Here is a 25215-nt window from a genome sequence, read left to right as displayed (position 1 = left end):
CGTGATCGCCGTCGTCCGGATCCTGCTCCGCCGCATCGCCCTGCTGGTGCCGCTGATGCTCGGCATCGTGCTGTTCGTGTTCCTGGTGATGCGGTTCTCGGACGTCGACCCGGCGTCCGCGTTCTTCCAGGGTGCGAACCCCACCCCGCGGCAACTGCACGACTTCCGCGAGCAGAACGGCCTGCTCGACCCGCTGCCCGTGCGGTACGTCCACTTCGTCGGCGACCTGCTCCAGGGGGACATGGGCACCAGCGCCCTGACCCGCGCCCCGGTCCTCGACCAGGTCACCACCGCACTGCCGCTCACCCTCCAACTCACCTTCCTGGGCCTGGGAATCGCGGTCGTCCTGTCGCTGCTCGGCGGCGTGACGGCGGCCATCTACCGGGACCGCCTCCCCGACCAGATCATCCGCGTCGTCTCCCTCACCGGGGTCGCCGCGCCCGGCTTCTGGCTGGCGCTGCTGATGATCCAGTACCTGGCGGTCGACCTCGGCTGGTTCCCGACCGGCGGCTACATCAACCCGGCCGACTCCTTCACGGGGTGGCTGAAGACCATGGCTCTGCCCGCCCTCGCCCTGTCCCTGCCCGTCGCGGCCCAACTGACGCGGATCGTGAGGACGTCGGTGGTGGAGGAGCTCGACAAGGACTACGTCCGTACGGCGATCGGAAGCGGGCTGCCGCAGCGGGTGGTGGTGGGCCGGAACGTACTGCGCAACGCGCTCATGAACCCCCTCACCGTCCTCGGCCTGCGCGTCGGCTACCTGCTGGGCGGCGCGGTCGTCATCGAGACGATCTTCTCGCTGCCCGGCATGGGCAAGCTGATGATCGACGCCGTGAAGAACGGGGACCCGGCCGTGGTGCAGGGCGTCGTCCTGACCACCGCGACCGGCTTCGTCGTCGTGAACCTCGTCATCGACGTCCTGTATCTGCTGGTCAACCCGCGCCTTAGGGAAGCCTCCTGATGTTCACGCGCAAGAGCCTCGCCGACTCCCTCTCGCGGCCCGGCCTCCGCCCGCGCGGATGGCGCCGGCTGCCGCTGCCGTCGAAGGCCGCCGTCTGCTTCCTGGCCGTGGTGGTGCTGGTGGCGGTCTTCGCGCCGCTGCTCGCGCCTCACGACCCGCTCGACCAGCAGGCCCCCGTCGACGGCACCGGGCACCCGTCCGCCGAGCACTGGATGGGCCAGGACAGCCTCGGCCGGGACATCATGAGCCGACTGATGTACGGGGCCCGCTGGTCGCTCGCGATCGGCCTGGGCGCGACGGCGCTCGCGCTGGTCGTGGGGGCACTGATCGGCGCGGTCGCGGCGACCTCCCGCAAGGGCGTCGACGAGACGCTGATGCGCTGCCTGGACGTGGTGATGGCGTTCCCGGGCATCGCGCTCGCCGCGGTGCTCGTGGCCGTGTTCGGCGGCGGGCTCACGGTCCTGATCTGCGCGATCGCGTTCCTGTTCACGCCGCCGGTGGCGCGGGTCGTACGGGCGAACGTCCTCGACCAGTACGGCGAGGACTACGTGACGGCGGAACGGGTGATCGGCGCGCGCACCCCCCACATCGTGGTCCGGCACGTGGCCGTCAACTGCCTCGCCCCCATCCTGGTGTTCTGCACGGTCCAGGTCGCCGAGGCGATCGTGTTCGAGGCGTCGCTGTCGTTCATCGGGGCGGGGGTGCGGCCGCCGGATCCGTCGTGGGGCAGCGTCATCTCGGACGGCAAGAACATGGTGCTGACCGGGGGTTGGTGGGCGACGGTCTTCCCCGGCCTGCTGATCCTGGTCACCGTCCTGGCGCTGAACGTCCTGTCCGAGGGAGTGTCGGACGCATGGGCCGCACCGGCGGCGCGCGCGGTGCCGGTCCGGGAGGCGGAGGACCGGCTGGAGGCGCCGGAGCCGGGGAGCGGTGAGGTGTTGCCGCTGCCCAGCCTCACCGCCGCAGCCCAACGACTCCGTGCCAGGGCCCGCATCCTGCCCGAGGGACAACAACCGGTACTGGCCGTCGAGAACCTCGCCATCGGCTTCCAGGACCGCCACAGCGGTGTCGACATCGTGGACGGCATCAGCTTCGAGGTGCAGCCCGGTGAAGTGCTCGGCCTGGTCGGGGAGTCGGGCTGCGGGAAGTCGCTCACCGCGCTCACCGTCATGGGCCTGCAACCACGAGGTGCCCGAATCCGCGGCCAAGTCCGGTTCAACCAGCGGGACTTGCTCGCCGAGCCCATGCGCGTCCGGCGCCGCCTCCTCGGGCACGAGATGGCGATGGTCTACCAGGACGCCCTGTCCTCCCTGAACCCGGCGATGACCATCCGCGCCCAGCTCAAGCAGGTCGTACGGCGTGGTGGTCGCCGTAGCCCCGCCGAGTTGCTCGCCCTCGTCGGCCTCGACCCCGACCGCACCCTGCGCAGCTACCCGCACGAACTCTCCGGCGGCCAGCGCCAGCGCGTCCTGATCGCCATGGCGCTGTCCCGCGACCCGAAGCTGATCGTCGCCGACGAGCCGACGACCGCGCTGGACGTGACCGTACAGGCGCAGGTGATGGAACTGCTGCTGCGGCTGCGCGAGGAGCTGGGCTTCGCGCTGATCCTGGTCTCCCACGACCTCGCGCTGGTCGCGGACGTCACCGACCGGGTGGTGGTGATGTACGGCGGGCAGATCGTGGAGACCGGCGTGACCGCCGACCTGGTGGAGGCGGCCGCCCACCACTACACGCGCGGGCTGCTCGGCAGCGTGCTCTCGCTGGAGTCGGCCGAGGAACGGATGACCCAGATCAAGGGTGTCGTGCCCTCCCCCGCCGAGTTCCCGGCCGGCTGCCGTTTCGCCGACCGCTGTCCGCTCGCCACCGAGCTGTGCCGGACCACCCCGCCCGACCTCCTCGGCACGCCCACCCACACCGCGGCCTGTCACCACCCGGCGGTCGAGCTCGTCACCTCGGAGGCCGTGCAGTGAACGCGATCATCGAGCTGACCGACACCCATGTGGTCCACAAGGCCCGCAGCGGCGGCCTGTTCGCACGGGACCGGGTGTACGCCCTGACCGGCGCCGACCTCGCCGTCGCGCCCGGCGAGACGGTCGGCGTGGTCGGCGAGTCCGGCTGCGGCAAGTCGACGCTGGCCAAGGTGCTGGTCGGCATCCAGCGCCCGACCGCCGGCACGGTCTCCTTCCAGGGCCGCGACCTGTGGTCGATGCCGCCCGCCGAACGCCGGACCGCCGTCGGGGCCGGCACCGGCATGATCTTCCAGGACCCGTCCACCGCCCTGAACCGCCGCCTGCCCGTCCGCCAGATCCTGCGCGACCCGCTGGACGTGCACGACCGCGGCACGAAGGACCAACGGGATGACCGGGTACGGGAGTTGATGGCGCTCGTCGGCCTCCCGCGCGCGCTCGCGGACGCCCTGCCCGGGCAGCTCTCCGGCGGTCAGCGCCAACGCGTCGCCATCGCCCGGGCGTTGGCCCTCGACCCCGGCCTGGTGGTGGCCGACGAGCCGACCAGCGCGCTGGACGTGTCCGTGCGGGCCCAGATCCTCAACCTCCTGCTCGACCTGAAGGAACGCCTGGGCCTGGCCCTGGTGTTCGTCTCGCACGACATCCAGACGGTACGGCGGATGAGCGACCGCGTGATCACCATGTACCTCGGCCGGATCGTCGAGGAGTCCCCGGCCGCCGACGTCACCGCCCGGGCCCGGCACCCGTACACCCGTGCCCTCTTCTCCGCGACCCCCGGCCTGCTGCATCCGATCGACCCGATCCCGCTGACCGGCCCGGTGCCGTCGGCGACGCATCCGCCGAGCGGCTGCCCGTTCCGTACCCGATGCTGGAAGGCGGACCAGGTCTGTGCGGCGGAAATGCCCGGTTTCTCGGCCGCGTCGACACCGGCTCACCGCTTCCGCTGCCACCATCCTGTGGAGGAGGACGAGGCGACCCACGACCTCGTCCACCAGAACGCCCCCAGGGAGCCCTCATGACCTTCCCCTCCCCGCTGACCGGTGTCGTACCACCCGTCTGCACGCCCCTGACACCGGACCGCGAGGTGGACGTCCCCTCCCTGCTCAGGCTGGTCGACCACCTGGTGGACGGCGGGGTGCATGCGCTCTTCGTGCTCGGGTCGTCGTCCGAGGCGGCCTATCTGCGCGACCGGCAGCGGCGGCTGGTGGTCGAGTCGGTGGTCTCGCATGTCGGCGGGCAACTGCCCGTGCTCGCCGGGGCGATCGACATGACGACCCCGCGGGTCCTGGACCACGTCGAGTCCGTCACGGCGGCGGGCGCGGACGCCGTCGTCGTCACTGCGCCCTTCTACACCCGCACGCACCCGGCCGAGATCGCCCGCCACTTCCGCCTGCTCGCCGCCGCCTCGCCGGTCCCCGTCATCGCGTACGACATCCCGGTCGCCGTCCACACGAAACTCCCCGCCGACCTGGTGCTGGAGCTCGCGGCCGACGGGACGCTCGCCGGGCTCAAGGACTCCAGCGGGGACCTGGCCGGGTTCCGGGATGTCGTCACCGGCGCCCGGGGGCTGCCGCGCTTCAGCGTGCTGACCGGCTCGGAGCTGGTCGTGGACTCGGCGCTCGCGCTCGGCGCGGACGGGGCCGTGCCCGGGCTCGCCAACGTCGACCCGCACGGGTACGTCCGCCTCGACCGGCTGTGCCGGGCCGGGGACCGGGAGCGGGCACGGGCCGAACAGGAGCGGCTGTGCGCCCTGTTCAGGCTGGTGGGCGCCGGGGATCCCGCGCGGATGGGCGGCAGCTCGTCGGCGCTGGGCGCCTTCAAGGCGGCGCTGCACCTGCGCGGGATCATCGACTGCCCGGTGACGGCGGAACCCCAGGTCCCGCTGTCACCGGAGGAGACCGAGCGGGTCGGCAAGTTCCTCGCCTCGGCGGGGCTCCTCTAGAAGGTGTCCGTGGGCAGGCGGCGGAACTCGATCGTGTCGTACGGGCCCGAGGCGCCGGTCTCGTACAGGATCCCAACCGTGTTCCAGCCGACCTGCACCAAGTCCGAGTAGGCGGCGCGCTGCTGACTGAGCGTCAGAACGTTGGTGAAGGTCGCCCCCTGGTCCGTGCTGCGCCAGATCGCCATCGACTGGCGGACCGTCGGCACGGACGGGCCGGAGAACAGCAACGGGGCGTCCGGGGCGCGGAGTTGGAGGACGCTGCCCTCCACGACCGGGACGTCGTTCAGGGTGGGCTGGACGGCGTAGGGGCGGTCGAGGCTCTCGGCGCCGTCGCTCGAATAGGAGTCGAGGCGGTTGCCGGCGCTCGTGCCGCTCTGGTCGCGGGAGCTGAAGTAGAGGCGGCCGTCGGGGAGTTCGGCGGCCGTCGACTCGTTGGGGTTGACGTACCCGTCGTGGGCGCCGTCGACCAAGCCGATGTGCCAGGTGTCGCCGCCGTCGTCGCTGTAGATGGCGTGGGCGCCGTAGTACCTGGCCTCCTGGCCGGTGTCGGTGGAGCCGGCCGGCGGGGCGACGGAGTGGTTGGCGGGGACGACCAGCCGCCCGGCGTGCGGACCGCGGGTGAGTGCGACCGCGTGGCCCGGTCCCGTGGCGTACCAGCGCCAGTTCGCCGGCTTCACCTCTGCCGTGATGTCCCGCGGGGCCGAGAAGCCGCGCCCGTCGTTCCAGCTCTGCTGCACGAACACCCGGCGGCTCTGCTCCGGCGTGACCTCGCCGCGCATGATCTGCCCCTCGGTCACGGCACCGCTGTTGTACGAGGTGACGAGGACGATCGCGCCGGTGCGCGGGTCGACGACGGGCGCCGGGTTGCCCCGGGTGTTGCCGTTCCCCGCGGCGACCACCTGCATCGGGTCCCAGGTGCAGCCGCCGTCCCGGGAGCGCCGCAGGACGACGTCGATGTGCCCGGAGTCGGCGGCACTGTTGTGCCGCCCCTCGGCGAAGGCGAGGACGGTGCCGCGCCGGGTGGTGACGGTCGCGGGGATGCGGTAGGTGTCGTAGCCACCCTCGCCCGAGACGTACGGGACGGAGGACGAGCAGCCGGCGGAGGCGGAGGCGTGCGGGGTCGCGGTGAGGGGCGCGAGAAGGGCGAGGGCGACGAGGAGTGTGCGGCTCAGGAGGGTCACGGGCCCATGGTTCCCGGAGTCACCAGTCCCGACTCGTAGGCCACCATGACCAGCTGGGCCCGGTCCCGTGCCCCCAGCTTCCCCATGATCCGGCTGACGTGGGTCTTCGCCGTCAGCGGGCTGAGGTCCAACACGTCGGCGATTTCCGCGTTGTTGAGCCCCCGGGCGACCAGTGCCAGCACCCCGCGCTCCCGGTCGGACAGGCACTCGGGGCCGCCTGTCGCGGGTGTCGACGGGCTGCGCAGGAACCGCTCGATCAGCCTTGCCGTGGGCCCCGGCGAGAGCAGGGCCTCGCCCGCGGCCACCGTGCGGATCGCGTCGAGGAGTTCGGCCGGACGAGTGTCCTTCACCAGGAAGCCGGACGCCCCCGCCCGCAGCGCCTCGACGATGTTCTCGTCGGTGTCGTAGGTGGTGAGGACCAGGATCCGCACACCGGCCAGCTCCTTGTCCGCGGCGATCAGGCGGGTCGCCTCGATGCCGTCGAGGTCCGGCATCCGGATGTCCATCACCACCAGGTCGGGCCGCTCACCGCGGGTGAGCTCGACCGCCTCCCGGCCGGTGCCTGCCTGTCCTACCACCGCCATGTCCCGCGCCGACTCGACGAGCATGGCGAACGCGGCCCGCACCAGGGTCTGGTCGTCGGCGAGCAGTACACGGATGGTCATGCGGTCCCTTCCCCCGTCGCGTTGAGCGGCAGTACGGCGGTCACCTCGAAGCCGCCCGCCGTCCGTGGCCCGGCGTCGAGTGTGCCACCCACGCTGCGGGCCCTCTCCCGCATGCCGACCAGGCCGAACCCGGGGGTGCCGCCGGGCGTCGGGCCGGTGCCGTCGTCGGTGACGGACAGGCGCAGGGCGCCCTGCTCCTCGTACAGCTCGACCTGTACGGCGGGTTCGGGCCCCGCATGCCGTACCGCGTTCGTGAGCGCCTCCTGGACGATGCGGTAGGCGGCGGCGCCGACGGCGGGCGGGGCCTCGGACACGCGTACCGTCTGCGCCACGCGCGCGCCCGCGAGGCGGGCCGCCTCCACGAGGTCGGGCAGGCCGTCGAGGCCGGGGAGGGGGCCGCGGCCGTCGGCGGCGTCGTTCTCGCGGAGCACCTCCAGGGTGGTGCGCAGCTCGCCGCGCGCGGTCCGGCAGGTGTCCGCGATGTCGTCCAGGGCCTTCGCCACCGTCTCCCGGTCGAGGCGTTCGGGGTCGGCGGCCAGGACGTGCGCGGCGACCGAGGTCTGCACGCCGATGAGGGTGATGGTGTGGGCGAGCAGGTCGTGCAGGTCGCGGGCGATGCGCAGCCGCTCCTCGGCGACCCGGCGGCGGGCCTCCTCCTCGCGGGTGCGTTCGGCGCGCTCGGCGCGTTCGACGATGCCGGCGACGTACTGGCGGTAGTAGCGGACGTCGACGCCGAAGAAGAGGGTGGCGATGACCCAGCCGGAGACGCGCAGGAGTTCGAGCGCCTGGTGTGGGTTGATCGCCGTCATGGCGGTCACGATGATGCCCAGGACGACCACGGCGGTGACGATGGTCCGCAGCGGGCGGCCGGTGACGGCGACCGTGTAGAGCGCGACACAGGTGGCGGGGACGGTCGCGCCGTGGTTGTTGTCCAGGAGGTGGTACGGGGCGACCAGCACCACCATCGTCGCCAGCACGAGCAGCGGATGCCGGCGCCGCCAGACGATCGGCACGTACGCGGCGAGCAGCAGCGTCCAGCCGAGCGCGTCGGGGCGGTCGTGCGGGGAGGTGGTCAGCGCGATGCACACGCCCGCCACGGCGAGCACGGCGGCGAGGATCGCGTCGTTGCGGATGCCGTGCCGGGCGGTGCGCGGATCACGGTTGATCACCGCCATGATCCGCTCGCCCCGCCGGGACCACGGCGTCGTTGTCTGCTGCACGGGGTCCAGCCTCACACGGTCTCCGGCTGGCGTTCCGCCCGCACCGGCTCCGGCGCCCGCGACAGCCGCCCCGGCCACCACACGCGCCGCTCCAGGAGCACGCTCGCGGTCGTGACCAGGTAGGTGCGCACGAGGAAGGTGTCGAGGAGCACGCCGACCGCGATCACGAAGCCGAGCTCGACCAGTCCCACGAGCGGGAGTGTGGTCAGTACCGCGAAGGTGGCGGCCAGCACGACGCCCGCGGAGGCGATGACCCCGCCGGTCGTGCGCAGGGCGGTGAGCGCGGCGGCCCGGGGTTCGGCACCCGCGAGGGACTCCTCGCGCATGCGGTGCATGAGGAAGATGCCGTAGTCGACGCCGAGGGCCACGAGGAACACGAAGGACAGCAGGCCGAGCCCCGAGTCCGTGCCGTCGAAGCCGAGCAACGGCCCGAACACCAGCCCGCCGATCCCGAGCGCCGCGCCCCATACCGCGACCACGGCGACGAGCAGCATCAACGGCGCGACCAGGCTGCGCAGCAGTCCGACGAGGATCACGAACACGGCGGCGAGCACGAGCGGCACGACGACCTCGCGGTCCCGGGCCTGGCTGTCGGCGAGGTCGAGCTGCTGGGCGCTGGGTCCGCCGACATAGGTGCCGTACGTGTCGTCGAGCCCGGCGCGCAGGGCCTCGATGGTGCGGGTCTCGCCCTTCGACTCGGGGGCCGCGGTGGCGTACACGGAGATCTCGGTCCAGCCGGAGCCGCTGCGCCCGGCACTCGCCTGCGCGACACCGGCGGTCGTACGGGACTTGGCGAGCACGGCGTCGGCCTTGGCGGCCGGGGCGATGACGGTGATGGGCTGGCTGCTGCGTCCGGGGTAGGCGCGGGCCAGGGTCTGGCTCGCGGAGATGGACTCGGGCTTCGCGGTGAAGGAGTCCTCCTGCTTGAGCCCACCCGGCAGGTCGAGCGCGCCCAGCGCCAGCGCGCCGAGGAGCACCGCCCCGCCGGCCAGCACGACGACCGGGCGGCGCGTGGCGGACGTACCCATCGCGGCGAACAGCGACCGGCGCACCTTGGGTTCGCTGTCGAAGGCCGGGATCAGCGGCCAGAACACCCGCCGGCCGAGCAGCACGAGCAGCGCCGGCAGCAGGGTGGTCATGGCGACAAGGGCCGCCAGTACCCCCACCATCCCGACCGGGCCCATCCCGCGGCTGCTGTTGAGGTCGGCGGCGAGCAGGCACAGCAGCCCCGCCGCGACGGTCCCCGAGGAGGCGAGGACCGCCGGACCGCAGCCCCTGAGCGCGGCGCGCATGGCCTCGTACGGGCGCTCGTGGCGCCGTAGCTCCTCGCGGTAGCGGGAGATGAGGAGCAAGGCGTAGTCGGTGCCCGCGCCGAGGACGAGGACCGTCATCACACCGCCGCTCTGGCCGGTGACGGTGACGCCGAAGGCCTCGTGGAGGCCGTATCCGGCGGCCATCGCCATACCCGCGGCGACTCCGGCGACGGCGAGCGGCACCAGCCACAGGAAGGGGCTGCGGTAGATCAGGATCAGCAGGGCGGTGACGACGCCGAGGGTGGCGTAGAGCAGCGTGCCGTCGATGGAGCCGAACACCTTGCTCATGTCGGTCTGCAGCCCGCCGGGCCCGCCGACCTCGACACTGAGCCCGGCCCCGCCGTTCGCGATGTCCCGCACCCCGTCGACGAAGCCGTCCCGCGCCTTGTCGTCCTGGCCGGGCCCGGTGCTGGAGACGGGGTACATGAGCGTGCCGCCGTCCCGGGACGGAACCGCCCGCGGCTTCCCGGTCAGCTCGTACGCCCTCCCGATCTCGGCGACCTGCGCGGCAGCCTTGCTCCTGTCCGCGGCCGTGAGCCCGCCGTCGCGGTGGTACACAAGGATCAGGTCGGTGGCCTCGCCGCCCGGCAACTGGTCCTGTATACGGGCGACTTGGGTCGAGTCGGCGCTGTCGGGGAGGTAGTCGACGGAGCGGTTCTGCTGGATGTCGGAGAACTTCCCGGCGAGCGGCCCCGCGAGCACGAGCGCGGCCAGCCACAGCGCGAGCACCACCCAGGGCACGGCTCGCCGCCGCCGTACGGACGTGTTTGCGGCCCCCATGGACGGGCCTCCCTCCGGTCGGGTGTCTGGGTCGGTTCCAGACTCCCGGCGGAAGGGGGCGGGATCGTCGGGCGTGGGGGCGAGTCGGGGGCTACTGCCAGGGGTGACCCGGGGGCGGGATTACTCCCGTGGGAGTACGAGAAGGCGCTTCTAGGACGGTGTGCGCGCCGCCTCCAGCAGCCGCTTCACGTCGTCCGCGCAGATGGTCAAGGCCGCCCCCACCGTAGCCAGCACATCCCGCTCCGCCGGTGTGTACGGCCCGTCCGCCAGGGCGATGCGGGCGCCCTGGAGCAGGATCGATTCGCGGCCTACGGGGGCGAGGTGCGGGGCGAGCGGGTCGAGGGCCTCGTGGAGTTCTATGGCGAGGCCCGCGCCGCAGGACTGGCCGTAGACGCGGCCCGCGTCGGCGGCCAGGGCCTCGACGAGCGCGGCCAGCTGCTCCTCCGTGCAGTCGTCGAAGCCGGCCGAGCGGACGGTGGCCGCGGCGGCTTCGAGGGACGTACGGGAGCAGGTGCCGCCCGCGGCCAGCACCGCCAGGGCGACGGTGTGCACGGCGTCGCGGAGCATCGCCGAGAAGCGGGTGGTGGTCGGGTGGTCGAGGGCGTCGGTGCCGAAGTGGCGGCGGCAGGCCGCGCATTCGACGACCGGGCCGGTCTCGCCGCGCGGCAGGACCGGGACGCCGAGGAGGGTGAAGCGGCGGCGGCCCGTCAGCCGCTGGTAGTTGCGGTCGCCCCCGCACCCCGGGCAGAAGAACTCGCCGTCCCCGACGGGTGTCCACGCGGTGCGGGTGCCCAGAAGGCGCGCAGGCCTGGCCGCTCGGCCGTTTCGTCCCCGTACTGGCAGCACGTCGCACCTCCGTAACCGCGCGGCAACATCGTCGCGCTGGCGTGATGTTAGCCACATAGGAGAGGCGTAGTCAGCACCCCGGACGAGACCTTTCCGTGACCTCCACGGACGGGTGGCCGAAAAGGGACGGGGCCCTGATCGCCGTATACGAAGATCAGGACCCCTAAACCGCCGGTCAGAGGGTCTATCGGGCCGCGCGGTTGACGGCGGAGACGACCGCCTTCAGCGACGCACGCGTCGTGTTCGCGTCGATGCCGATTCCCCACAGGACCTTGTCGTCGATCGCGCATTCGATGTAGGAGGCGGCCTGCGCGGAGGCGCCCTCGCTCATCGTGTGCTCCTGGTAGTCCAGCAGCCGGGCGTCGACGCCGACGGCGGCCAGCGCGTCGAAGAAGGCGGAGATCGGGCCGTTGCCCGAGCCGGTCAGGACGGTGTCCTCGCCGTCGACGGTCGCCTCGACCCGCAGCGTGTCCACGCCGTCCGTGTCGGTGGTCGACTGGCCGTTGCGGACCTGGATACGGCCCCAGGGGTTCTCCGGGTTCGGCAGGTACTCGTCCTGGAAGACCGCCCAGATGTCGGAGCCGGTGACCTCGCCGCCCTCGGCGTCCGTCTTCGCCTGGATGATCTTCGAGAACTCGATCTGCATCCGGCGGGGCAGGTCCAGCTTGTGGTCGTTCTTCAGGACGTACGCGATTCCGCCCTTGCCGGACTGCGAGTTGACCCGGATGACGGCCTCGTAGGAGCGGCCGACGTCCTTCGGGTCGATCGGCAGGTACGGCACCGCCCACTCGATGTCGTCGACCGTGACGCCCTTGGCGGCCGCGTCGGCCTCCATCGCGTCGAAGCCCTTCTTGATGGCGTCCTGGTGGGAGCCGGAGAAGGACGTGTAGACCAGGTCGCCCACGTACGGGTGGCGCGGGTGGACCTCCATCTGGTTGCAGTACTCCCACGTACGACGGATCTCGTCGATGTCGGAGAAGTCGATCTGCGGGTCGACGCCCTGGGAGAAGAGGTTCATGCCCAGGGTCACCAGGTCGACGTTGCCGGTGCGCTCGCCCTGCCCGAACAGACAGCCCTCGACGCGGTCGGCGCCGGCCATCAGCGCCAGCTCGGCGGCGGCGACGGCCGTACCGCGGTCGTTGTGCGGGTGGATCGACAGGCAGACGTGCTCGCGGCGGGACAGGTTGCGACCCATCCACTCGAAGCGGTCGGCGTGTGTGGAGGGGGTCGAACGCTCAACGGTGGCAGGCAGGTTGAGGATGATCTCGCGGCCGGGGCCGGGCTGCCAGACGTCCATGACCGCCTCGCAGACCTCCAGCGCGAAGTCCAGCTCGGTGTCGGTGAAGATCTCGGGGCTGTACTGGTAGCCGAACTCCGTCTCCGGGCCCAGCAGCTTCTCGGCGTACTCCATGACCAGGCGCGTGCCGTCGACGGCGATCTGCTTGATGTCGTCCCTGGACCCGCGGAAGACGACCCGGCGGAAGACGGGCGCGGTGGCGTTGTACAGGTGGACGGTCGCACGCTTGGCGCCCTTGATGGACTCCACGGTCCGCTCGATCAGGTCCTCGCGGGCCTGGGTCAGTACGGAGATGGTGACGTCGTCGGGGATCGCCCCGGGCTCCTCGATGATCGACCGTACGAAGTCGAAGTCGGTCTGCCCGGAGGCCGGGAAGCCGACCTCGATCTCCTTGTAGCCCATCTTGACCAGCTGGTCGAACATCCGGCGCTTGCGCTCGGGCGACATCGGGTCGATCAGGGCCTGGTTGCCGTCGCGCAGGTCGGTGGAGAGCCAACGGGGGGCCTGGGTGATCCGCTGCTCGGGCCAGGTGCGGTCGGGGATGTCGACCTGCTCGTACCGGCCGTACTTGTGGATCGGCATGCTGCTGGGCTGCTGGCGGTTCGCCATGATTGCGGGGCTCCTCTTGGTGTCCTGAAGGACGGCCGACGACGCAACGCGAAGCTCCGCGGGGAGGGAGTCGACCTGGACTACAGGCCCTCGCCGCGGCAGCTAAGAAGAAGCAGCCCGAAACGCATGATGCGAAGCATGCTAGCCGAGCCCATCCGGATTGGCGGTTCCGTATCAGTATGCGGGACTCGGCCTACCCAGGGGCGCGGGGAACTGCGCGACCAGCCACACGCGACCCGCGGCGCATAACACAGAGCAACCACCCATGGCGGAAGCATCCCCACATTTCACCAATCATGGTCGCACCTAGTGACATCTGGCTAACGCAGTGCAATCGTGCCCGGCATGACGAAGACCAACGGGGGCTTCGAGCCCGTCTTCTGCACCGTCGTACCTCCGCACATCCTCGACAAGCTGGCCCAGCACGAGGATCCCGCGCTGGCGGACCCCGCCCGCAAGACCCTGGAGCGCGACGCCTTCGAGCGCACCCATCGCCGCCTGACCACGGTGATCGGCGCCCCGGCCGTCGCCGCCCCTCCCGGCGCCGCCGAAGGCAAACCGCACCGCACGATCTACGACGCCCGCCACCACACCGACCTGCCCGGCAAGAAGGTCCGCGCCGAGGGCTCGGACCCCGGCAAGGACGCCACCGTCAACCGCGCCTACGCCGGCCTCGGCGCCACCTTCGAGCTCTACCTCAAGGCCTACGAGCGCTACTCGATCGACGGCAACGGCCTCCCGCTCGACGCGACCGTGCACTACGACAACGACTACAACAACGCCTTCTGGAACGGCGAGCAGATGGTGTTCGGCGACGGTGACGGCGAGATCTTCCTCGACTTCACCATCCCGATCGACGTCATCGGCCACGAACTCACCCACGGCGTCACGCAGTACACCGCGAACCTGACCTACTTCGGCCAGCCAGGCGCCCTCAACGAGTCCCTGTCCGACGTCTTCGGCTCCCTGATCAAGCAGTACACGCTCGGCCAGACCGCCGCCGAGGCCGACTGGCTGATCGGCGCGGGCCTCCTCGCCCCGCGCGTGACGGGCAAGGCGCTGCGCTCCATGAAGGAGCCGGGCACGGCGTACGACGACGACGTCCTCGGCAAGGACCCGCAGCCCGCGACCATGGACGACTTCGTCCGCACCGGCCGCGACAACGGCGGCGTCCACATCAACTCCGGCATCCCCAACCACGCCTTCTACCTGGCCGCGACCGCCCTCGGCGGCCACGCCTGGGAGAAGGCCGGGCAGATCTGGTACGACGTCCTGACCGGCGGCGAGCTGAAGAAGGACGCCCTGTTCGCGGACTTCGCGAAGCTCACGGTCGCCGCGGCCAGGGCCCGCTTCAGCGACGGCGAGGAGCTGCAGGCGGTGCTGAAGGCCTGGGAGCAGGTCGGGGTGCGGACGGCGTAGTTCCGTACTAGACAGTCACCCATGCGTATTCGAGTACGGCGCACGGGCGGTTTCGCGGGCATCGAGCGGCAGGCCGAGGTAGACACCTCGGGGCGGCCCGATGCCCTCGAGTGGCAGGCCCTGGCCGAGCGGGCGGTCGCCGGCGGCCGGGGCCGGCCGTCGGTCGGGGTTCCCGACGGCTTCAACTACGAGATCACGGTGGACGGAAGGACGGTGTACGCGGCCGACCCCCGGCTCACGGAGGAGCAGCGGACGCTGATCTCCAGGGTGCTGAAGGAAGGCGCGTAGGCCCGTAACAGGCCGTTGGGCCCGTAACAGGCCGTTCACGCACGGGCGTTGACTTCCTTACTGGTGGGTAAGGATGATCCGCGCATGACGACCGAGCCGCTGAAGGCGGCGAACCCGATTCCGCAGTTCCCGGCCGGCTTCCTGTGGGGCGTCTCGACCTCGGCCCACCAGATCGAGGGCGCGGCGGACCAGCGCGAGCAGTCCGTCTGGGACGCCTTCACGGCCGAGCCGGGGCGGGTGAAGGACGGCTCCACCGCGGCGGTGGCCTGCGACCACTTCCACCGCTACCCCGAGGACGTGGCCCTCCTGGCCGGCCTGGGCGTGGACGCGTACCGCTTCTCGATCTCCTGGCCGCGGGTGAACTCCCCCGGGGGCCTCGACTTCTACGACCGCCTCGTGGACGAGCTGCTCACGGCCGGCGTACGGCCGGTCCCGACCCTCTTCCACTGGGACCTGCCGGTCACGCTGGACTGGCTGGACCGGGACACGGCATCGCGTTTCGCGGAGTACGTGTCGGTCGTCGCCGAGCGGCTCGGTGACCGCGTGACGAAGTGGATCACCCTCAACGAGCCCGCGGAACACACCCTGTTGGGCCATGCGCTGGGCGCCCACGCCCCCGGCAAGCAGCTGCTCTTCGACGCGCTGCCCGTCGCCCACCACCAGCTCCTCGCACACGGTCTGGCGGTACGGGCGCTGCGCGCGGCCGGCGCGAACGACATCGGGATCGCCAACTCGCACGGCCCGACCTGGCCGGCCTCCGAGGAGCCGGCGGACGTGGAGGCGGCGGGCTTCTACGACCTGCTGCTCAACCGCCTGTTCGCCGACCCGCTGCTGCTCGGCCAATACCCCGACGGTCTCGGCGAGTTGATGCCGGGCGACGTCGAGGCGGACCTCAAGGTCATCTCCGAGCCGATCGACTGGTACGGGGTCAACTACTACGCGCCGACCCGGGTGGGCGCCCCGCAGGGCGAGGACATCGAGTTCGGCGGGCTGACCATCCCGGCCGAACTCCCCTTCTCGGTACGGCAGATCGAGGGCGTCCCGGTCACGGACTTCGGCTGGCCGGTGGTCCCGGCGGGCCTGACGGAACTCCTCACCACCTTCCGCGAGCGCTACGGCGACCGGCTCCCGCCCGTCGTCATCACCGAGAACGGCTGCTCGTACGAGGGCGTGGACGACCAGGACCGCATCGCCTACCTGGACGGCCACATCCGCGCCCTGCACGACGCCGTCGAGGCGGGCGTGGACGTGCGCGGGTACTTCGTGTGGTCGCTGCTGGACAACTTCGAGTGGGCCGAGGGGTACGAGCGCCGCTTCGGCCTCGTCCACGTCGACTACGAGACCCAGGCGAGGACGCCGAAGGCCTCGTACGACTGGTTCCGGGACATGATCCGGGCCCAGAGATGACGGCCACCCGGCCGTCGGAGGCGCTCGCCGAGCCGGTCGAGCGGGTCGGCGGGGGCTGGACGGCGACGCTGTCGCTGGCCAACGTGGCGATCTGGGTGGGCTGGTACGGCCCGCTGCAGATCCTGCTGGCCCGGCAGGCGGAGGACTTCGCGCCCGGCACGGGCATGTCGAAGGAGACGCTGCTCGCCTGGGTGACGGGTGTCGGGGCCGTGGTCTCCCTGGCCGCGAACCCGTTCTTCGGCGCGCTGTCGGACCGCACCGCGGCCCGCTGGGGCCGCCGTACGCCGTGGATCGTGGCCGGTGCGGCGGGCGGCGCCCTGTCGTTGCTGGTGCTCGCCGGGGCGGGCGGGCTGTGGGTGATGGCGCTCGGCTGGTGTCTGGTCCAGCTGACGCTGAACGCGGCGTTCGCGGCGGTCACGGCCGCCGTGCCGGACCGGGTGCCGCGGCGCCAACGGGGCGTGGTGGGCGGCTGGTTGGGCGCCGCGCAGATCCTCGGCGCGGTCACCGGGACGGGTCTCGCGACGGTCGCGGGCGGGATCGCGGCGGGGTACGCGGCCTGCGCGGTGTTCGCGCTGGCGGGTGTGCTGCCGTACGTGCTCCGCCACCCGGACCTGCGGCTCGCGGTCGCGGACCGGCCGGCGTGGTCCTGGGGGTCGTTCGCGCGCGGCTTCTGGCTGAGTCCGCGGCGCTTTCCGGACTTCGGCTGGGCCTGGCTGACCCGTTTCCTGATCAACCTCAGCAACGCGCTGGTGCTGCTGTACCTGCTGTACTACCTGCGGGACCGGCTGCACTACTCCGACCCCGAGCAGGGCGTGCTGATCCTGACCGCGGTGGACAGTGTGGCGCTGCTGGCCACGGTGGTGGTGGGCGGCGTCTGGTCGGACCGGGTGGGGCGGCGCAAGCCGTTCGTGAAGTGGTCCGGGGTGCTGATGGCGGTGGCGACGGCGCTGCTGGCCGCGTGGCAGACGTGGGCGGGGGCGATCGTGGTGGCGGCGCTGCTGGGCGTGGCCCTCGGGGTGTTCATGTCGGTGGACTTCGCCCTGATGACGGACGTACTCCCGAAGGCCCTGGACCGCGGCAAGGACCTGGGCGTCATCAACGTGGCCAACGCCCTCCCCCAGGTAGCGGCCCCCGCCCTGGCCGCCCCGATCGTGACGTATCTGGGCGGCTACCGGATGCTGTATGCGGTGGCGGCGGTGATCGGGTTGGCGGGGGCGGTGTTGGTGGGCCGTATCAAGAGTGTGGATTAGAGGGCTCCGGCGTCCCTTGCCGCGTACACCGACGGATACACCGGCCGATACCCCAGCTCCCTCCGAATCCGCTCCGTCGACATGATCACCAGCCACGGATCGGGGTCGGTCCGGCCCTGCAGCCCGGCCGGTACCTCCACCCCGTTCAGCTGGTGCAGCTCCACCGCCGTGACGGGCGCGTCGTCCGCGATGTTGTAGATCCGCCCGGCGATACCCGGCGCGTGCAGGACCCGCAGCAGACCCTGCGCGACATCCGCGTGGTGCCCCATGTGCAGCCGCTGGGTCGCCGCCCAGTTCCCGGCCCACATCAGGGACTGCGCGAGGTGCGGGTCCCCCTCGCCGTACACGAACGGCAGCCGGGCGACCCGTACGTCCATGCCGTCCAGCGCCAGCAACTCCCGCTCCGCCTGCGCCTTCGACTCGGGATACGCGCCCCACATCGACCCGCCGGGCCGGCTCTCGTCCTCCTCCGTCACCGGCCGCCCCCGCCCCGTGCCGTACACCAGCCCCGTACTGACCTGCACGAACCGCCGCACGCCGACCGCCTGCGCCGCGCGCCCCAGCTCCACCGCCGCGTCCCGGTTGACGGCCCGCGCCTCCTCGTCCGGCACCCCACGGAAGGCCGCGGCGACGTTCACGACAGCGTCCACGCCCGCGACCGCCTTGCCGAGCGCCTCCGCGTCCCGCAGATCGCCGACGACGACCTCCGCGCCCAGCTCGGCGTACCGCTCCCCGCGGGCAGCGTCCCGCACCAGCACCCGGACCCGCTCGTCACCCCGGGTCTGGGCGATCAGCCTCGGTACGAAACGGCGTCCGACCTGTCCCGTCGTACCGGTCACCAAAGTCAGCATGTCCTGCTCCTCTCGTCACGGACCAGCCTTCAGCGGGGATCCCGGTACCGGGAGAGACCTCCTGATCAGGGGATCGGCAGTCCCTGGATAAGCCGGGCGGCATCCCGCACGCTGGAGGGGTGAACCGAGCCGAACTCGCCGACTTCCTGCGCCGTGGCCGTGCCCGGCTGGACCCGTCCGACGTGGGCCTCACGGCGGGCGCGCGGCGCCGTACGCCGGGGCTGCGGCGCGAGGAGGTGGCGCAGCTGGCCGGGATGTCGGTGGACTACTACACGCGGCTGGAGCAGTCCCGGGGCCCGCGCCCGTCGCGCCAGATGCTCACGGCGCTGGCCCGCGGGCTGCGCCTGACGGACGACGAGAGGGACCACCTGTTCCACCTGGCGGGCGAGGAGCCGCCGCGCCGGGGCGGGGCGTCCTCACACGTCAACCCCGGGCTGCTGCTGGTCCTGGACCGGCTGTACGACACCCCCGCGCTGGTGACGAGCGACTGCGGCGAGGTGCTGGCGCAGAACGCGATGTCGCGGGCGCTCTCCGGGGACGTGTTCGCCCGCCCGCCCCACGACCGCAACATGCTCCGCCGCTTCTTCCTGGACCCGTCCTCGCGCGGGCTCTTCCCGCCGGAGGACGTCCCCGACCACGCGCGCGCCCATGTGGCCAATCTGCGGGCGGTGGCGGCGTCCCGCCCGGACGACCCGGAGCCGGCGGCACTGGTGGCCGAACTTCGTTCCGGCAGCGAGGAGTTCGCGACGCTCTGGGACGAGCACGAGGTGGCGGTACGCCGCCAGTCCACGAAACGCTTCCGGCACCCGCTGGTAGGCCTCCTGGAGCTGGACTGCGAGATCCTCGCCACCCAGGACACCCACCACATGCTGGTCGTCCACACGGCCCGCCCAGGCACGGAGTCCTACGAACGCCTCCAACTCCTGCGCGTGGTAGGCCTCCAGGACCTGACCCCGTCAGAACCCCAGTCGACGTAGCTGCTTGGGATCCCGCTGCCAGTCCTTCGCCACCTTCACGTGAAGATCCAAGAACACCGGCGTACCCAGCAACGCCTCGATCTGCTTCCGCGACTTGATGCCCACCTTCTTCAGACGCTCGCCCTTCGGGCCGATGATGATGCCCTTCTGGCTGGGGCGTTCGATGAAGAGGTTGGCGTGGATGTCGAGGAGGGGCTTGTCGGCGGGGCGGTCCTCGCGCGGGAGCATCTCCTCCACGACCACCGCGATGGAGTGCGGGAGCTCGTCGCGGACGCCCTCCAGGGCCGCCTCGCGGATCAGCTCGGCGATCATGACCTGCTCGGGCTCGTCGGTGAGGTCGCCCTCGGGGTAGAGCGCCGGGCCCTCCGGGAGGAGCGGGACGAGGAGGTCCGCGAGGAGGCTCACCTGCTTGTCGCCGACCGCCGACACCGGCACGATCTCGGCCCACTCGAAGCCGAGTTCCTTGCCCAGCTGGTCGATGGCGATGAGCTGCTCGGCGAGGGTCTTGGAGTCGACGAGGTCCGTCTTGGTGACGATGGCGATCTTGGGGGTCTTGCGGATGCCCGCCAGTTCCTTGGCGATGAAGCGGTCGCCGGGGCCGATCTTCTCGTTGGCGGGGAGGCAGAAGCCGATCACGTCGACCTCCGCCCACGTCGTGCGGACCACGTCGTTCAGGCGCTCACCCAGCAGCGTGCGCGGCTTGTGCAGCCCAGGCGTGTCGACCAGGATCAGCTGGGCGTCCTCCCGGTGCACGATCCCGCGCACCGTGTGCCGCGTGGTCTGCGGCTGGTTCGCGGTGATCGCCACCTTCTGCCCGACCAGAGCGTTCGTGAGGGTGGACTTGCCCGCGTTGGGGCGGCCGACGAAACAGGCGAAGCCCGACCGGTGGGGGGCCGCCGCCGACGGCTCGGATGACTGACTGCGAACGCTCATGCGGCCATTCTCCCTGATCCACGAAGCCCCGCCGTACCGTGAGGTTCCGGTAACCCGCGCGCAATGAAACGTCACGGAAACATATACGTACCCAAGCAGAAATACACAGCGGTGACCCTCTGACGAGCCCCCACCCGTTGGAGACCCGTATGTCCCTCGCCGCCGCACAGGCTGCCGCGCGCATCGACACCGGCGACACCGCCTGGCTGCTCGCCGCCACCGCCCTCGTCCTGCTGATGACCCCGGGCCTCGCCCTCTTCTACGGCGGCATGGTCCGCACGAAGAGCGTCCTCAACATGCTGATGATGAGCTTCGTGTCGATCGCGCTGGTCACCGTGGTGTGGCTGGCCGCCGGCTACTCCCTGGCCTTCGGCGACGACATCGGCGCCGGACTGCTCGGCGGGCTGAAGCACGCCGGGATGACCGGCCTCGGCCCGGACAGCGTGCAGGGCACGGTCCCCACCCTGCTGTTCGCCACCTTCCAGCTCACCTTCGCGATCATCACGGCGGCCCTCGTCAGCGGCGCGGTCGCGGACCGCGTGAAGTTCGGCGCCTGGCTGGTCTTCGTGCCGGTGTGGGCGCTGCTCGTATACGTTCCCGTCGCCCACTGGGTCTGGGGCCCGGGCGGCTGGATCCTGGACCACCTCGGCGCCCTGGACTTCGCGGGCGGTCTGCCGGTCGAGATCACCTCCGGCGCCTCCGGTCTCGCCCTGTGCCTGGTCCTCGGCCCGCGCCTCGGGTTCAAGAAGGACGCGATGCGCCCGCACAACCTCCCGATGGTGATGCTGGGCGCCGGTCTCCTCTGGTTCGGCTGGTTCGGCTTCAACGCGGGCTCCGCGCTCGGCGCCAACGGCCTCGCCGCCGCCGTCTTCCTCAACACCCTCGCCGCCGGCTGCACCGGCCTGCTCGGCTGGCTCTTCGTCGAGCAGAAGCGCGACGGCCACCCGACGACTCTGGGCGCGGCGTCCGGCGCGGTCGCCGGCCTGGTCGCCATCACCCCCTCCTGCGGCTCGGTCTCGCTGCTCGGCGCCCTGGTCGTCGGCCTCGCCGCCGGCGTCGTCTGCTCGTACGCCGTGGGCTGGAAGTTCAAGCTGAACTACGACGACTCGCTCGACGTCGTCGGCGTCCACCTGGTCGGCGGAGTCATCGGCACCCTGCTGATCGGCGTCTTCGCGGAGAAGGCGATGACCGGCGGCACCGAGGGCCTGCTGTACGGCGGCGGGCTCGCGCAGCTCGGCAAACAGCTGGTGGCCGTGGTCGCGGTGGCGGCGTACGCCTTCGTGGTCACGTACGGGATCGGCAAGGCGATCGACAGGGCGATGGGCTTCCGGGCGAGCGAGGAGCAGGAGCACACCGGCCTGGACCTTACGGTGCACGCCGAGACCGCATACGATCACGGCGTCCTGGGCCACGGCGCCCCGGTCAGCTCCTCCGTCGTCCCCTCCGCCCAGAAGGTCAAGTCCCAGGCATGAAGCTCATCACCGCGATCGTCAAGCCCTACCGCCTCGACGAGGTGAAGACCGCCCTCCAGGAGATGGGGATCAACGGTCTGACCGTGAGCGAGGCCAGCGGTTACGGCCGTCAGCGCGGCCACACCGAGGTGTACCGGGGCGCCGAGTACCAGGTCGACCTCGTGCCCAAGGTCCGTATCGAGGTCGTCGTCGACGACGCCGACTCCGACGCCGTCATCGACGCGATCGTCAAGGCCGCACAGACGGGGAAGATCGGGGACGGGAAGGTGTGGGCGCTGCCGGTCGAGACGGTCGTACGGGTGCGGACGGGAGAGCGCGGGCCCGACGCGCTCTGAGCAGCAGGACCGTTCCCACCACGGCCACCACCAGCAGGACCACCGCGACCAGCCAGGGCAGGGCGAAGAAGGACGCGCTCGCCGACTCCCTGGTGTCCTTGGCGCTCGCGGTCAACGTGACGTCTCCCCAGTCGAGTTGGGGCGCGCCCCGCCAGGGTTCGGTGAGGTGGACGCGCTGGCCGGGCAGCAGTTCGGCGGGGATGCGGGTGAGGTCGCGGGACAGCAGCGTACGGCCGAACAGTCCGCTTGCGCGCAGCTCCACCTTGGGGTTCAGGGTGACGTTGCCGGTGTTGTGCAGGGTGTAGGAGATCGTCGCCGTGCTGTCGCCGAGGCCGGGGACGAGGGGCTGGTGGTGGACGACGTGGACGTTCTCGACCGCGATCGCGGACAGGGTCGGACCGCCGACGCGCAGATAGACGCGGGCGGCGACGGCCCGCTGGACGCCGAGTGCGAGTGAGCCGTCGCCCCGGTCGACCTGTTCGTCGAGGGCGACCAACGCGCCCGGGTGGTCGCCGGGTTCGGCGCCCTCGGGCACGGTGAGCGTGAAGGGCACGGTGATCCTGCCGTGCGCCGGGACGGTGATCCGGGACTTCGCGGGCTTGGCCCAGGCGCCCACGCCCCGCTGCCTCTCCTTCACCGTCTTCACGGCGAACCCGCCGTCCCGCGCGGTGTTGTAGGCGTCGGCGGCGTACATCCGGAAGGTCAGCGGCTTCCCGGTCTTGTTGGCGACGACCACCTTGTCGGAGATCGTCGTGCCGGGATCGGCGGAGAGATAGAAGTACGGCCGTGCGCCGAGCTTCGACGCGGCCGGGTAGACGGACCAGCTGCCGTTGTCGGCGGCGTGCGCGGGCGCGGCCGGCAGCGCGGCCAGGACCAGGCCCAGGAGGAGGACGTACAGCTTGCGCATGGGTGCGGACCCCCACGGGTGGAAGAGGTGGACGGGCGGGTGCGGACGCCCGTACGGCCGATCAGCTGAGCGTGAGGGTGAGGACCCCGGAGTACGTGCCCGGAGGCGTGAACGCCGGTACGTCGAGGGAGAGCCCCGCGTCCGCCGTGAACTCACCGCCGGTGACGGTCCCGTTGGGGGTCGACGCCAGCGTCGCGCCCGACGTGCCCACCACGCCCGGCGAACCGGCCTGGCAGGTGCTCGGGCTGCCCGCCTTGGTGGCGCAGGCGGGGGTCCAACTCAGCTTGTCGGCATCGATCTTGGCGCCGGGCGCGGTGAAGTCGGTGACCTTCCCGGTCAGCGACCAGCCGGCCGGCCCGCCGCGGAAGTCCTTGACGGTGACGGTCCGCAGCGCACCGGTCGAGGCCCCGCCGGTGCCGAAGTTGACCGCCGACAGCGCGACCGAGTCCCCGTCCTGGGACATCGACAGCGTTCCGGCGTTCACGGTCGTCGTGATCTTCTGACTCCCGGGCGGGATCGGCGTGTTGTCGATGACCGTGTACGCGGCGACCGGGGAGCTGAGGGCCGCGGTCCACGCGCTGCCCTCGTACGCCACGATCCCGGTCGTCGTCTTGTCGTTGACGACGAGGGGAGCGCTGATCCTGCCGTCGGCGCCCGCGGTGGTGGTCGCGGTGTCCCCGGTCTGGTTGTCGCCGGACCGGCCGGCCAGGGTCACGGTCGCGCCCGCCGTGAACCCGGTGCCGCTGACGGTGACGCTGTCACCGGGTGCGCCGGAGGCCTTGTCGAGCGTGATGGCGCGGTTGTTGACCGGCGTGCTGGTGTCCGTCGCCGTGAGGGTCTCGGAGACCGGCGCGGGCGGGTTGGTCACCGTGCACGGGGTGTCCAGCTCCAGGATGTAGCTGGTGTGGATGTTGTAGTCGCCGGGCGAGAGCGTGATCGACCCGGCGGTGGTGACCTTGAAGGTGCCGGTCATGGAGAACGACGGGAAGGCGCCGTTGCCCGGCACCGGGTCGTTCTTCTTGGGTCCCGCGACCGTGATGTCACCGGTCTGCGCCCCGCCGAGGGTGACCTTTCCGGTCGGCGTCATGATGTCGGCCGGCAGGGCGATCGCGGTGGGGTTGCTGGCGGCGGGCTTGACCACCGTGTAGGTCACGGTGACGGTGTCGCCGACGTCCGGGGTGGTGTCGCTCACGGCGATGCCGGCGGTCGTGGTGCCGTCGATCGGCGGGATGCCGGCGACCGCGGGCGGGATGCAGTGCGTGGCGAAGTCCACGTTCGTGGCGGCGCCGGCCGGGCAGGCCAGCGCACCGCCCGCGGTGACCGCGAGCGCGGTCGCCCCGAGCAGAGACGCCCAGCGGCGTCTTCGGTTCTGCGTTCCCATGGGTGTGCCCCCTCTCTTCTGCGCCTCACTGGGGGGCATTGATGTGTGGATCGCGTGAGAAGTCAATGGAGAGGGCGAAATGAACTGATGAACCGTCAGTTCCTGTATGGGACCCAGGAACTGACGGTCCGTTTGCTGCGAACGAAGCGGGAGGGGCTCAGTCGAAGACGAAGGGGCCCGGGGACTGCGCGGCGGTCGCGGTGCAGGTGACGGTGATCCCGAAGACGGTCAGCTGCAGCGAGCCGCCGTACGCCTCCAGGCTGTCGCCGGAGGCGACGGTGCCGTCGAGGGGACCGACGGTGACGGGGTCGCCGGCCGCGATGGCCGGGTTCTCCGTACCGGTGAAGACACTGGTCCCGCCGGTGGTGTTGTTGACGAGGGTGAGGGTGGAGGAGATCGAGTCCTCCGACAGGGCGATCGGCGCGGTGACGGCCGAGGTGACGGTGATGGTGGCCGCCGTGCCGTCCTGGGTGGCCGTGAGTGTGGCCTCACCGCTGCCGAAGCTGCCGCAGTCGGCGTTGATCGTCGCCGTGTCCGGGGTGACGGCCGCGGCCGTCGGCGCGAAGGCGAGTCCGGTGGCCGCGAGGGCCCCGACCGTCAGTGCCGCACCCATACCGATGCGCTTGCGTCTCATGGGGGTTCAGCTCCCTTCCCGTATACGGGAACCTCTGGGGGAAATGGGGGGTGGCTGGAGGTGCGCCCCGACGGAACGCCCATGGCAGGCGGGTGCGGTCGCGCTGCGCGGCTCGAAATCTGACGGCCCGTCGGAACCAACGTTCCCATTGATACGCGAGGGAAGAGGAACTGCAAGCCGGAATTCCGGCCAAGTGTTACCGGGGGTATCAGCCTGCGGTCACCGTGGTACGGACATTGCCGTCCACCCCCGCCACCAGCACCGGAGTCCCCGCGCCGCCCAGGTCCCGGACGGCCGCCCGGTCCTCCTCGGTGACCGATTCCGCCTCGGTCACCACGGCCGCCGCCTCCAGCGACTTCGCCCCGGACGCCACCGCCATCGCGACGGCCGTGCGCAGCGCGCTCAGCTTCAGGGACGGCAGCTCGACGGTTCCGGCGACATACGTACGTCCCGTCTCGTCCCGTACGGCCGCCCCCTCGGGCACACCGTTGCGGGCCCGTGCCGAACGGGCCAGGGTGACGATCTTGCGGTCCTCGGGGCCAAGCTCGCTGCTGTCGGTCATGAGCCGAGCATACGTACC

General features: G+C 71.5%; 23 protein-coding genes. 11 read left to right on the top strand and 12 right to left on the bottom strand.

Annotated elements, in window-relative coordinates; translation table 11 throughout:
• Position 1 precedes the first annotated feature (1 nt).
• Genes ABZ848_RS19945 through ABZ848_RS19930 form a run of 4 tightly spaced genes read left to right on the top strand, consistent with a single transcriptional unit; the run spans position 2 to position 4870 of the window.
• Positions 2–961 (top strand): ABC transporter permease, encoded by a 960-nt coding sequence (locus ABZ848_RS19945; protein WP_360833435.1) that lies wholly within the window; start codon positions 2–4, stop codon positions 959–961.
• Positions 961–2931, top strand: a complete 1971-nt coding sequence (locus ABZ848_RS19940) for a dipeptide/oligopeptide/nickel ABC transporter permease/ATP-binding protein (protein WP_360833433.1) — start codon at positions 961–963, stop codon at positions 2929–2931. The genes ABZ848_RS19945 and ABZ848_RS19940 overlap by 1 nt, the downstream gene beginning before the upstream one ends.
• Entirely contained in the window at positions 2928–3947 is a 1020-nt protein-coding gene (locus tag ABZ848_RS19935; protein ID WP_360833431.1) for an ABC transporter ATP-binding protein, read from the top strand. The genes ABZ848_RS19940 and ABZ848_RS19935 overlap by 4 nt, the downstream gene beginning before the upstream one ends.
• The gene (locus tag ABZ848_RS19930) at positions 3944–4870 is read left to right on the top strand and encodes a dihydrodipicolinate synthase family protein (protein ID WP_360833429.1); all 927 of its coding nucleotides are present in this window, start codon (positions 3944–3946) and stop codon (positions 4868–4870) included. The genes ABZ848_RS19935 and ABZ848_RS19930 overlap by 4 nt, the downstream gene beginning before the upstream one ends.
• Here the strand turns inward: ABZ848_RS19930 and ABZ848_RS19925 are convergent.
• The 6 genes from ABZ848_RS19925 to leuA all read right to left on the bottom strand — a co-directional run bounded on the left by ABZ848_RS19925 (position 4867) and on the right by leuA (position 12781).
• Positions 4867–6051, bottom strand: coding sequence for a sialidase family protein (locus ABZ848_RS19925; protein ID WP_360833427.1), 1185 nt, complete (start codon positions 6049–6051; stop codon positions 4867–4869). The genes ABZ848_RS19930 and ABZ848_RS19925 overlap by 4 nt on opposite strands.
• Positions 6048–6716 carry a response regulator transcription factor gene (locus tag ABZ848_RS19920; protein ID WP_360833425.1) on the bottom strand — a complete coding sequence of 223 codons (669 nt, stop codon included), beginning with the start codon at positions 6714–6716 and terminating at the stop codon, positions 6048–6050. The genes ABZ848_RS19925 and ABZ848_RS19920 overlap by 4 nt, the downstream gene beginning before the upstream one ends.
• Positions 6713–7891, bottom strand: a complete 1179-nt coding sequence (locus ABZ848_RS19915; protein ID WP_360833545.1) for a histidine kinase — start codon at positions 7889–7891, stop codon at positions 6713–6715. Before ABZ848_RS19915 ends, ABZ848_RS19920 begins: the two co-directional genes overlap by 4 nt.
• A 56-nt stretch (positions 7892–7947) precedes the next feature.
• On the bottom strand, positions 7948–10029 hold the full coding sequence (locus ABZ848_RS19910) for an MMPL family transporter (RefSeq protein ID WP_360833423.1): 2082 nt from the start codon (positions 10027–10029) through the stop codon (positions 7948–7950).
• Between the two features lie 150 nt (positions 10030–10179).
• The gene (locus ABZ848_RS19905) at positions 10180–10875 is read right to left on the bottom strand and encodes a TerB family tellurite resistance protein (RefSeq protein ID WP_360833421.1); all 696 of its coding nucleotides are present in this window, start codon (positions 10873–10875) and stop codon (positions 10180–10182) included.
• 184 nt (positions 10876–11059) lie between these two features.
• The gene (gene leuA / locus ABZ848_RS19900; protein ID WP_360833419.1) at positions 11060–12781 is read right to left on the bottom strand and encodes a 2-isopropylmalate synthase; all 1722 of its coding nucleotides are present in this window, start codon (positions 12779–12781) and stop codon (positions 11060–11062) included.
• Between the two features lie 345 nt (positions 12782–13126).
• Between leuA and ABZ848_RS19895 the strand changes: the two genes are divergently transcribed.
• The 4 genes from ABZ848_RS19895 to ABZ848_RS19880 all read left to right on the top strand — a co-directional run bounded on the left by ABZ848_RS19895 (position 13127) and on the right by ABZ848_RS19880 (position 17145).
• Positions 13127–14200, top strand: a complete 1074-nt coding sequence (locus ABZ848_RS19895; RefSeq protein WP_360833417.1) for a M4 family metallopeptidase — start codon at positions 13127–13129, stop codon at positions 14198–14200.
• A gap of 21 nt (positions 14201–14221) precedes the next feature.
• Entirely contained in the window at positions 14222–14488 is a 267-nt protein-coding gene (locus ABZ848_RS19890; RefSeq protein ID WP_360833415.1) for a protealysin inhibitor emfourin, read from the top strand.
• Between the two features lie 84 nt (positions 14489–14572).
• Positions 14573–15895: a GH1 family beta-glucosidase gene (locus ABZ848_RS19885; protein WP_360833413.1), complete on the top strand. Its 1323-nt coding sequence runs from the start codon at positions 14573–14575 to the stop codon at positions 15893–15895.
• Positions 15892–17145 carry an MFS transporter gene (locus ABZ848_RS19880; RefSeq protein ID WP_360833411.1) on the top strand — a complete coding sequence of 418 codons (1254 nt, stop codon included), beginning with the start codon at positions 15892–15894 and terminating at the stop codon, positions 17143–17145. The genes ABZ848_RS19885 and ABZ848_RS19880 overlap by 4 nt, the downstream gene beginning before the upstream one ends.
• On the opposite strand, the gene ABZ848_RS19875 is transcribed toward ABZ848_RS19880, so the two are convergent.
• Entirely contained in the window at positions 17142–17996 is an 855-nt protein-coding gene (locus tag ABZ848_RS19875; protein WP_360833409.1) for an NAD(P)-dependent oxidoreductase, read from the bottom strand. The two genes, ABZ848_RS19880 and ABZ848_RS19875, sit on opposite strands and share 4 nt — an antisense overlap.
• A gap of 119 nt (positions 17997–18115) precedes the next feature.
• Here ABZ848_RS19875 and ABZ848_RS19870 point away from each other — a divergent pair, with 119 nt between their 5' ends.
• Positions 18116–18973: a helix-turn-helix transcriptional regulator gene (locus ABZ848_RS19870; RefSeq protein ID WP_360833407.1), complete on the top strand. Its 858-nt coding sequence runs from the start codon at positions 18116–18118 to the stop codon at positions 18971–18973.
• Here the strand turns inward: ABZ848_RS19870 and era are convergent.
• Entirely contained in the window at positions 18953–19906 is a 954-nt protein-coding gene (gene era / locus ABZ848_RS19865; RefSeq protein ID WP_360833405.1) for a GTPase Era, read from the bottom strand. The two genes, ABZ848_RS19870 and era, sit on opposite strands and share 21 nt — an antisense overlap.
• A 149-nt stretch (positions 19907–20055) precedes the next feature.
• Between era and ABZ848_RS19860 the strand changes: the two genes are divergently transcribed.
• A complete protein-coding gene (locus tag ABZ848_RS19860; protein WP_360833403.1) occupies positions 20056–21378 on the top strand; it encodes an ammonium transporter in 1323 nt (440 codons plus the stop codon).
• Positions 21375–21713, top strand: a complete 339-nt coding sequence (locus ABZ848_RS19855; RefSeq protein ID WP_360833401.1) for a P-II family nitrogen regulator — start codon at positions 21375–21377, stop codon at positions 21711–21713. Before ABZ848_RS19860 ends, ABZ848_RS19855 begins: the two co-directional genes overlap by 4 nt.
• On the opposite strand, the gene ABZ848_RS19850 is transcribed toward ABZ848_RS19855, so the two are convergent.
• The 4 genes from ABZ848_RS19850 to ABZ848_RS19835 form a co-directional block, all read right to left on the bottom strand.
• Positions 21607–22620 (bottom strand): DUF916 domain-containing protein, encoded by a 1014-nt coding sequence (locus ABZ848_RS19850; RefSeq protein ID WP_360833399.1) that lies wholly within the window; start codon positions 22618–22620, stop codon positions 21607–21609. The two genes, ABZ848_RS19855 and ABZ848_RS19850, sit on opposite strands and share 107 nt — an antisense overlap.
• Before the next feature lie 61 nt (positions 22621–22681).
• Positions 22682–24001, bottom strand: coding sequence for a beta-xylosidase (locus ABZ848_RS19845; protein ID WP_360833397.1), 1320 nt, complete (start codon positions 23999–24001; stop codon positions 22682–22684).
• A gap of 157 nt (positions 24002–24158) precedes the next feature.
• Positions 24159–24635, bottom strand: coding sequence for a hypothetical protein (locus tag ABZ848_RS19840; protein WP_360833395.1), 477 nt, complete (start codon positions 24633–24635; stop codon positions 24159–24161).
• A 208-nt stretch (positions 24636–24843) separates the two neighbouring features.
• Positions 24844–25197, bottom strand: coding sequence for a cytidine deaminase (locus ABZ848_RS19835; protein WP_360833393.1), 354 nt, complete (start codon positions 25195–25197; stop codon positions 24844–24846).
• Between the last annotated feature and the right edge of the window lie 18 nt (positions 25198–25215).

Source organism: Streptomyces sp. NPDC047081 (assembly GCF_040643775.1).
Classification (GTDB): Bacteria; Actinomycetota; Actinomycetes; order Streptomycetales; family Streptomycetaceae; genus Streptomyces.
The sequence above is the reverse complement of the archived record's forward strand: the minus strand, read 5'-3'. Positions and strand labels throughout refer to the sequence as shown.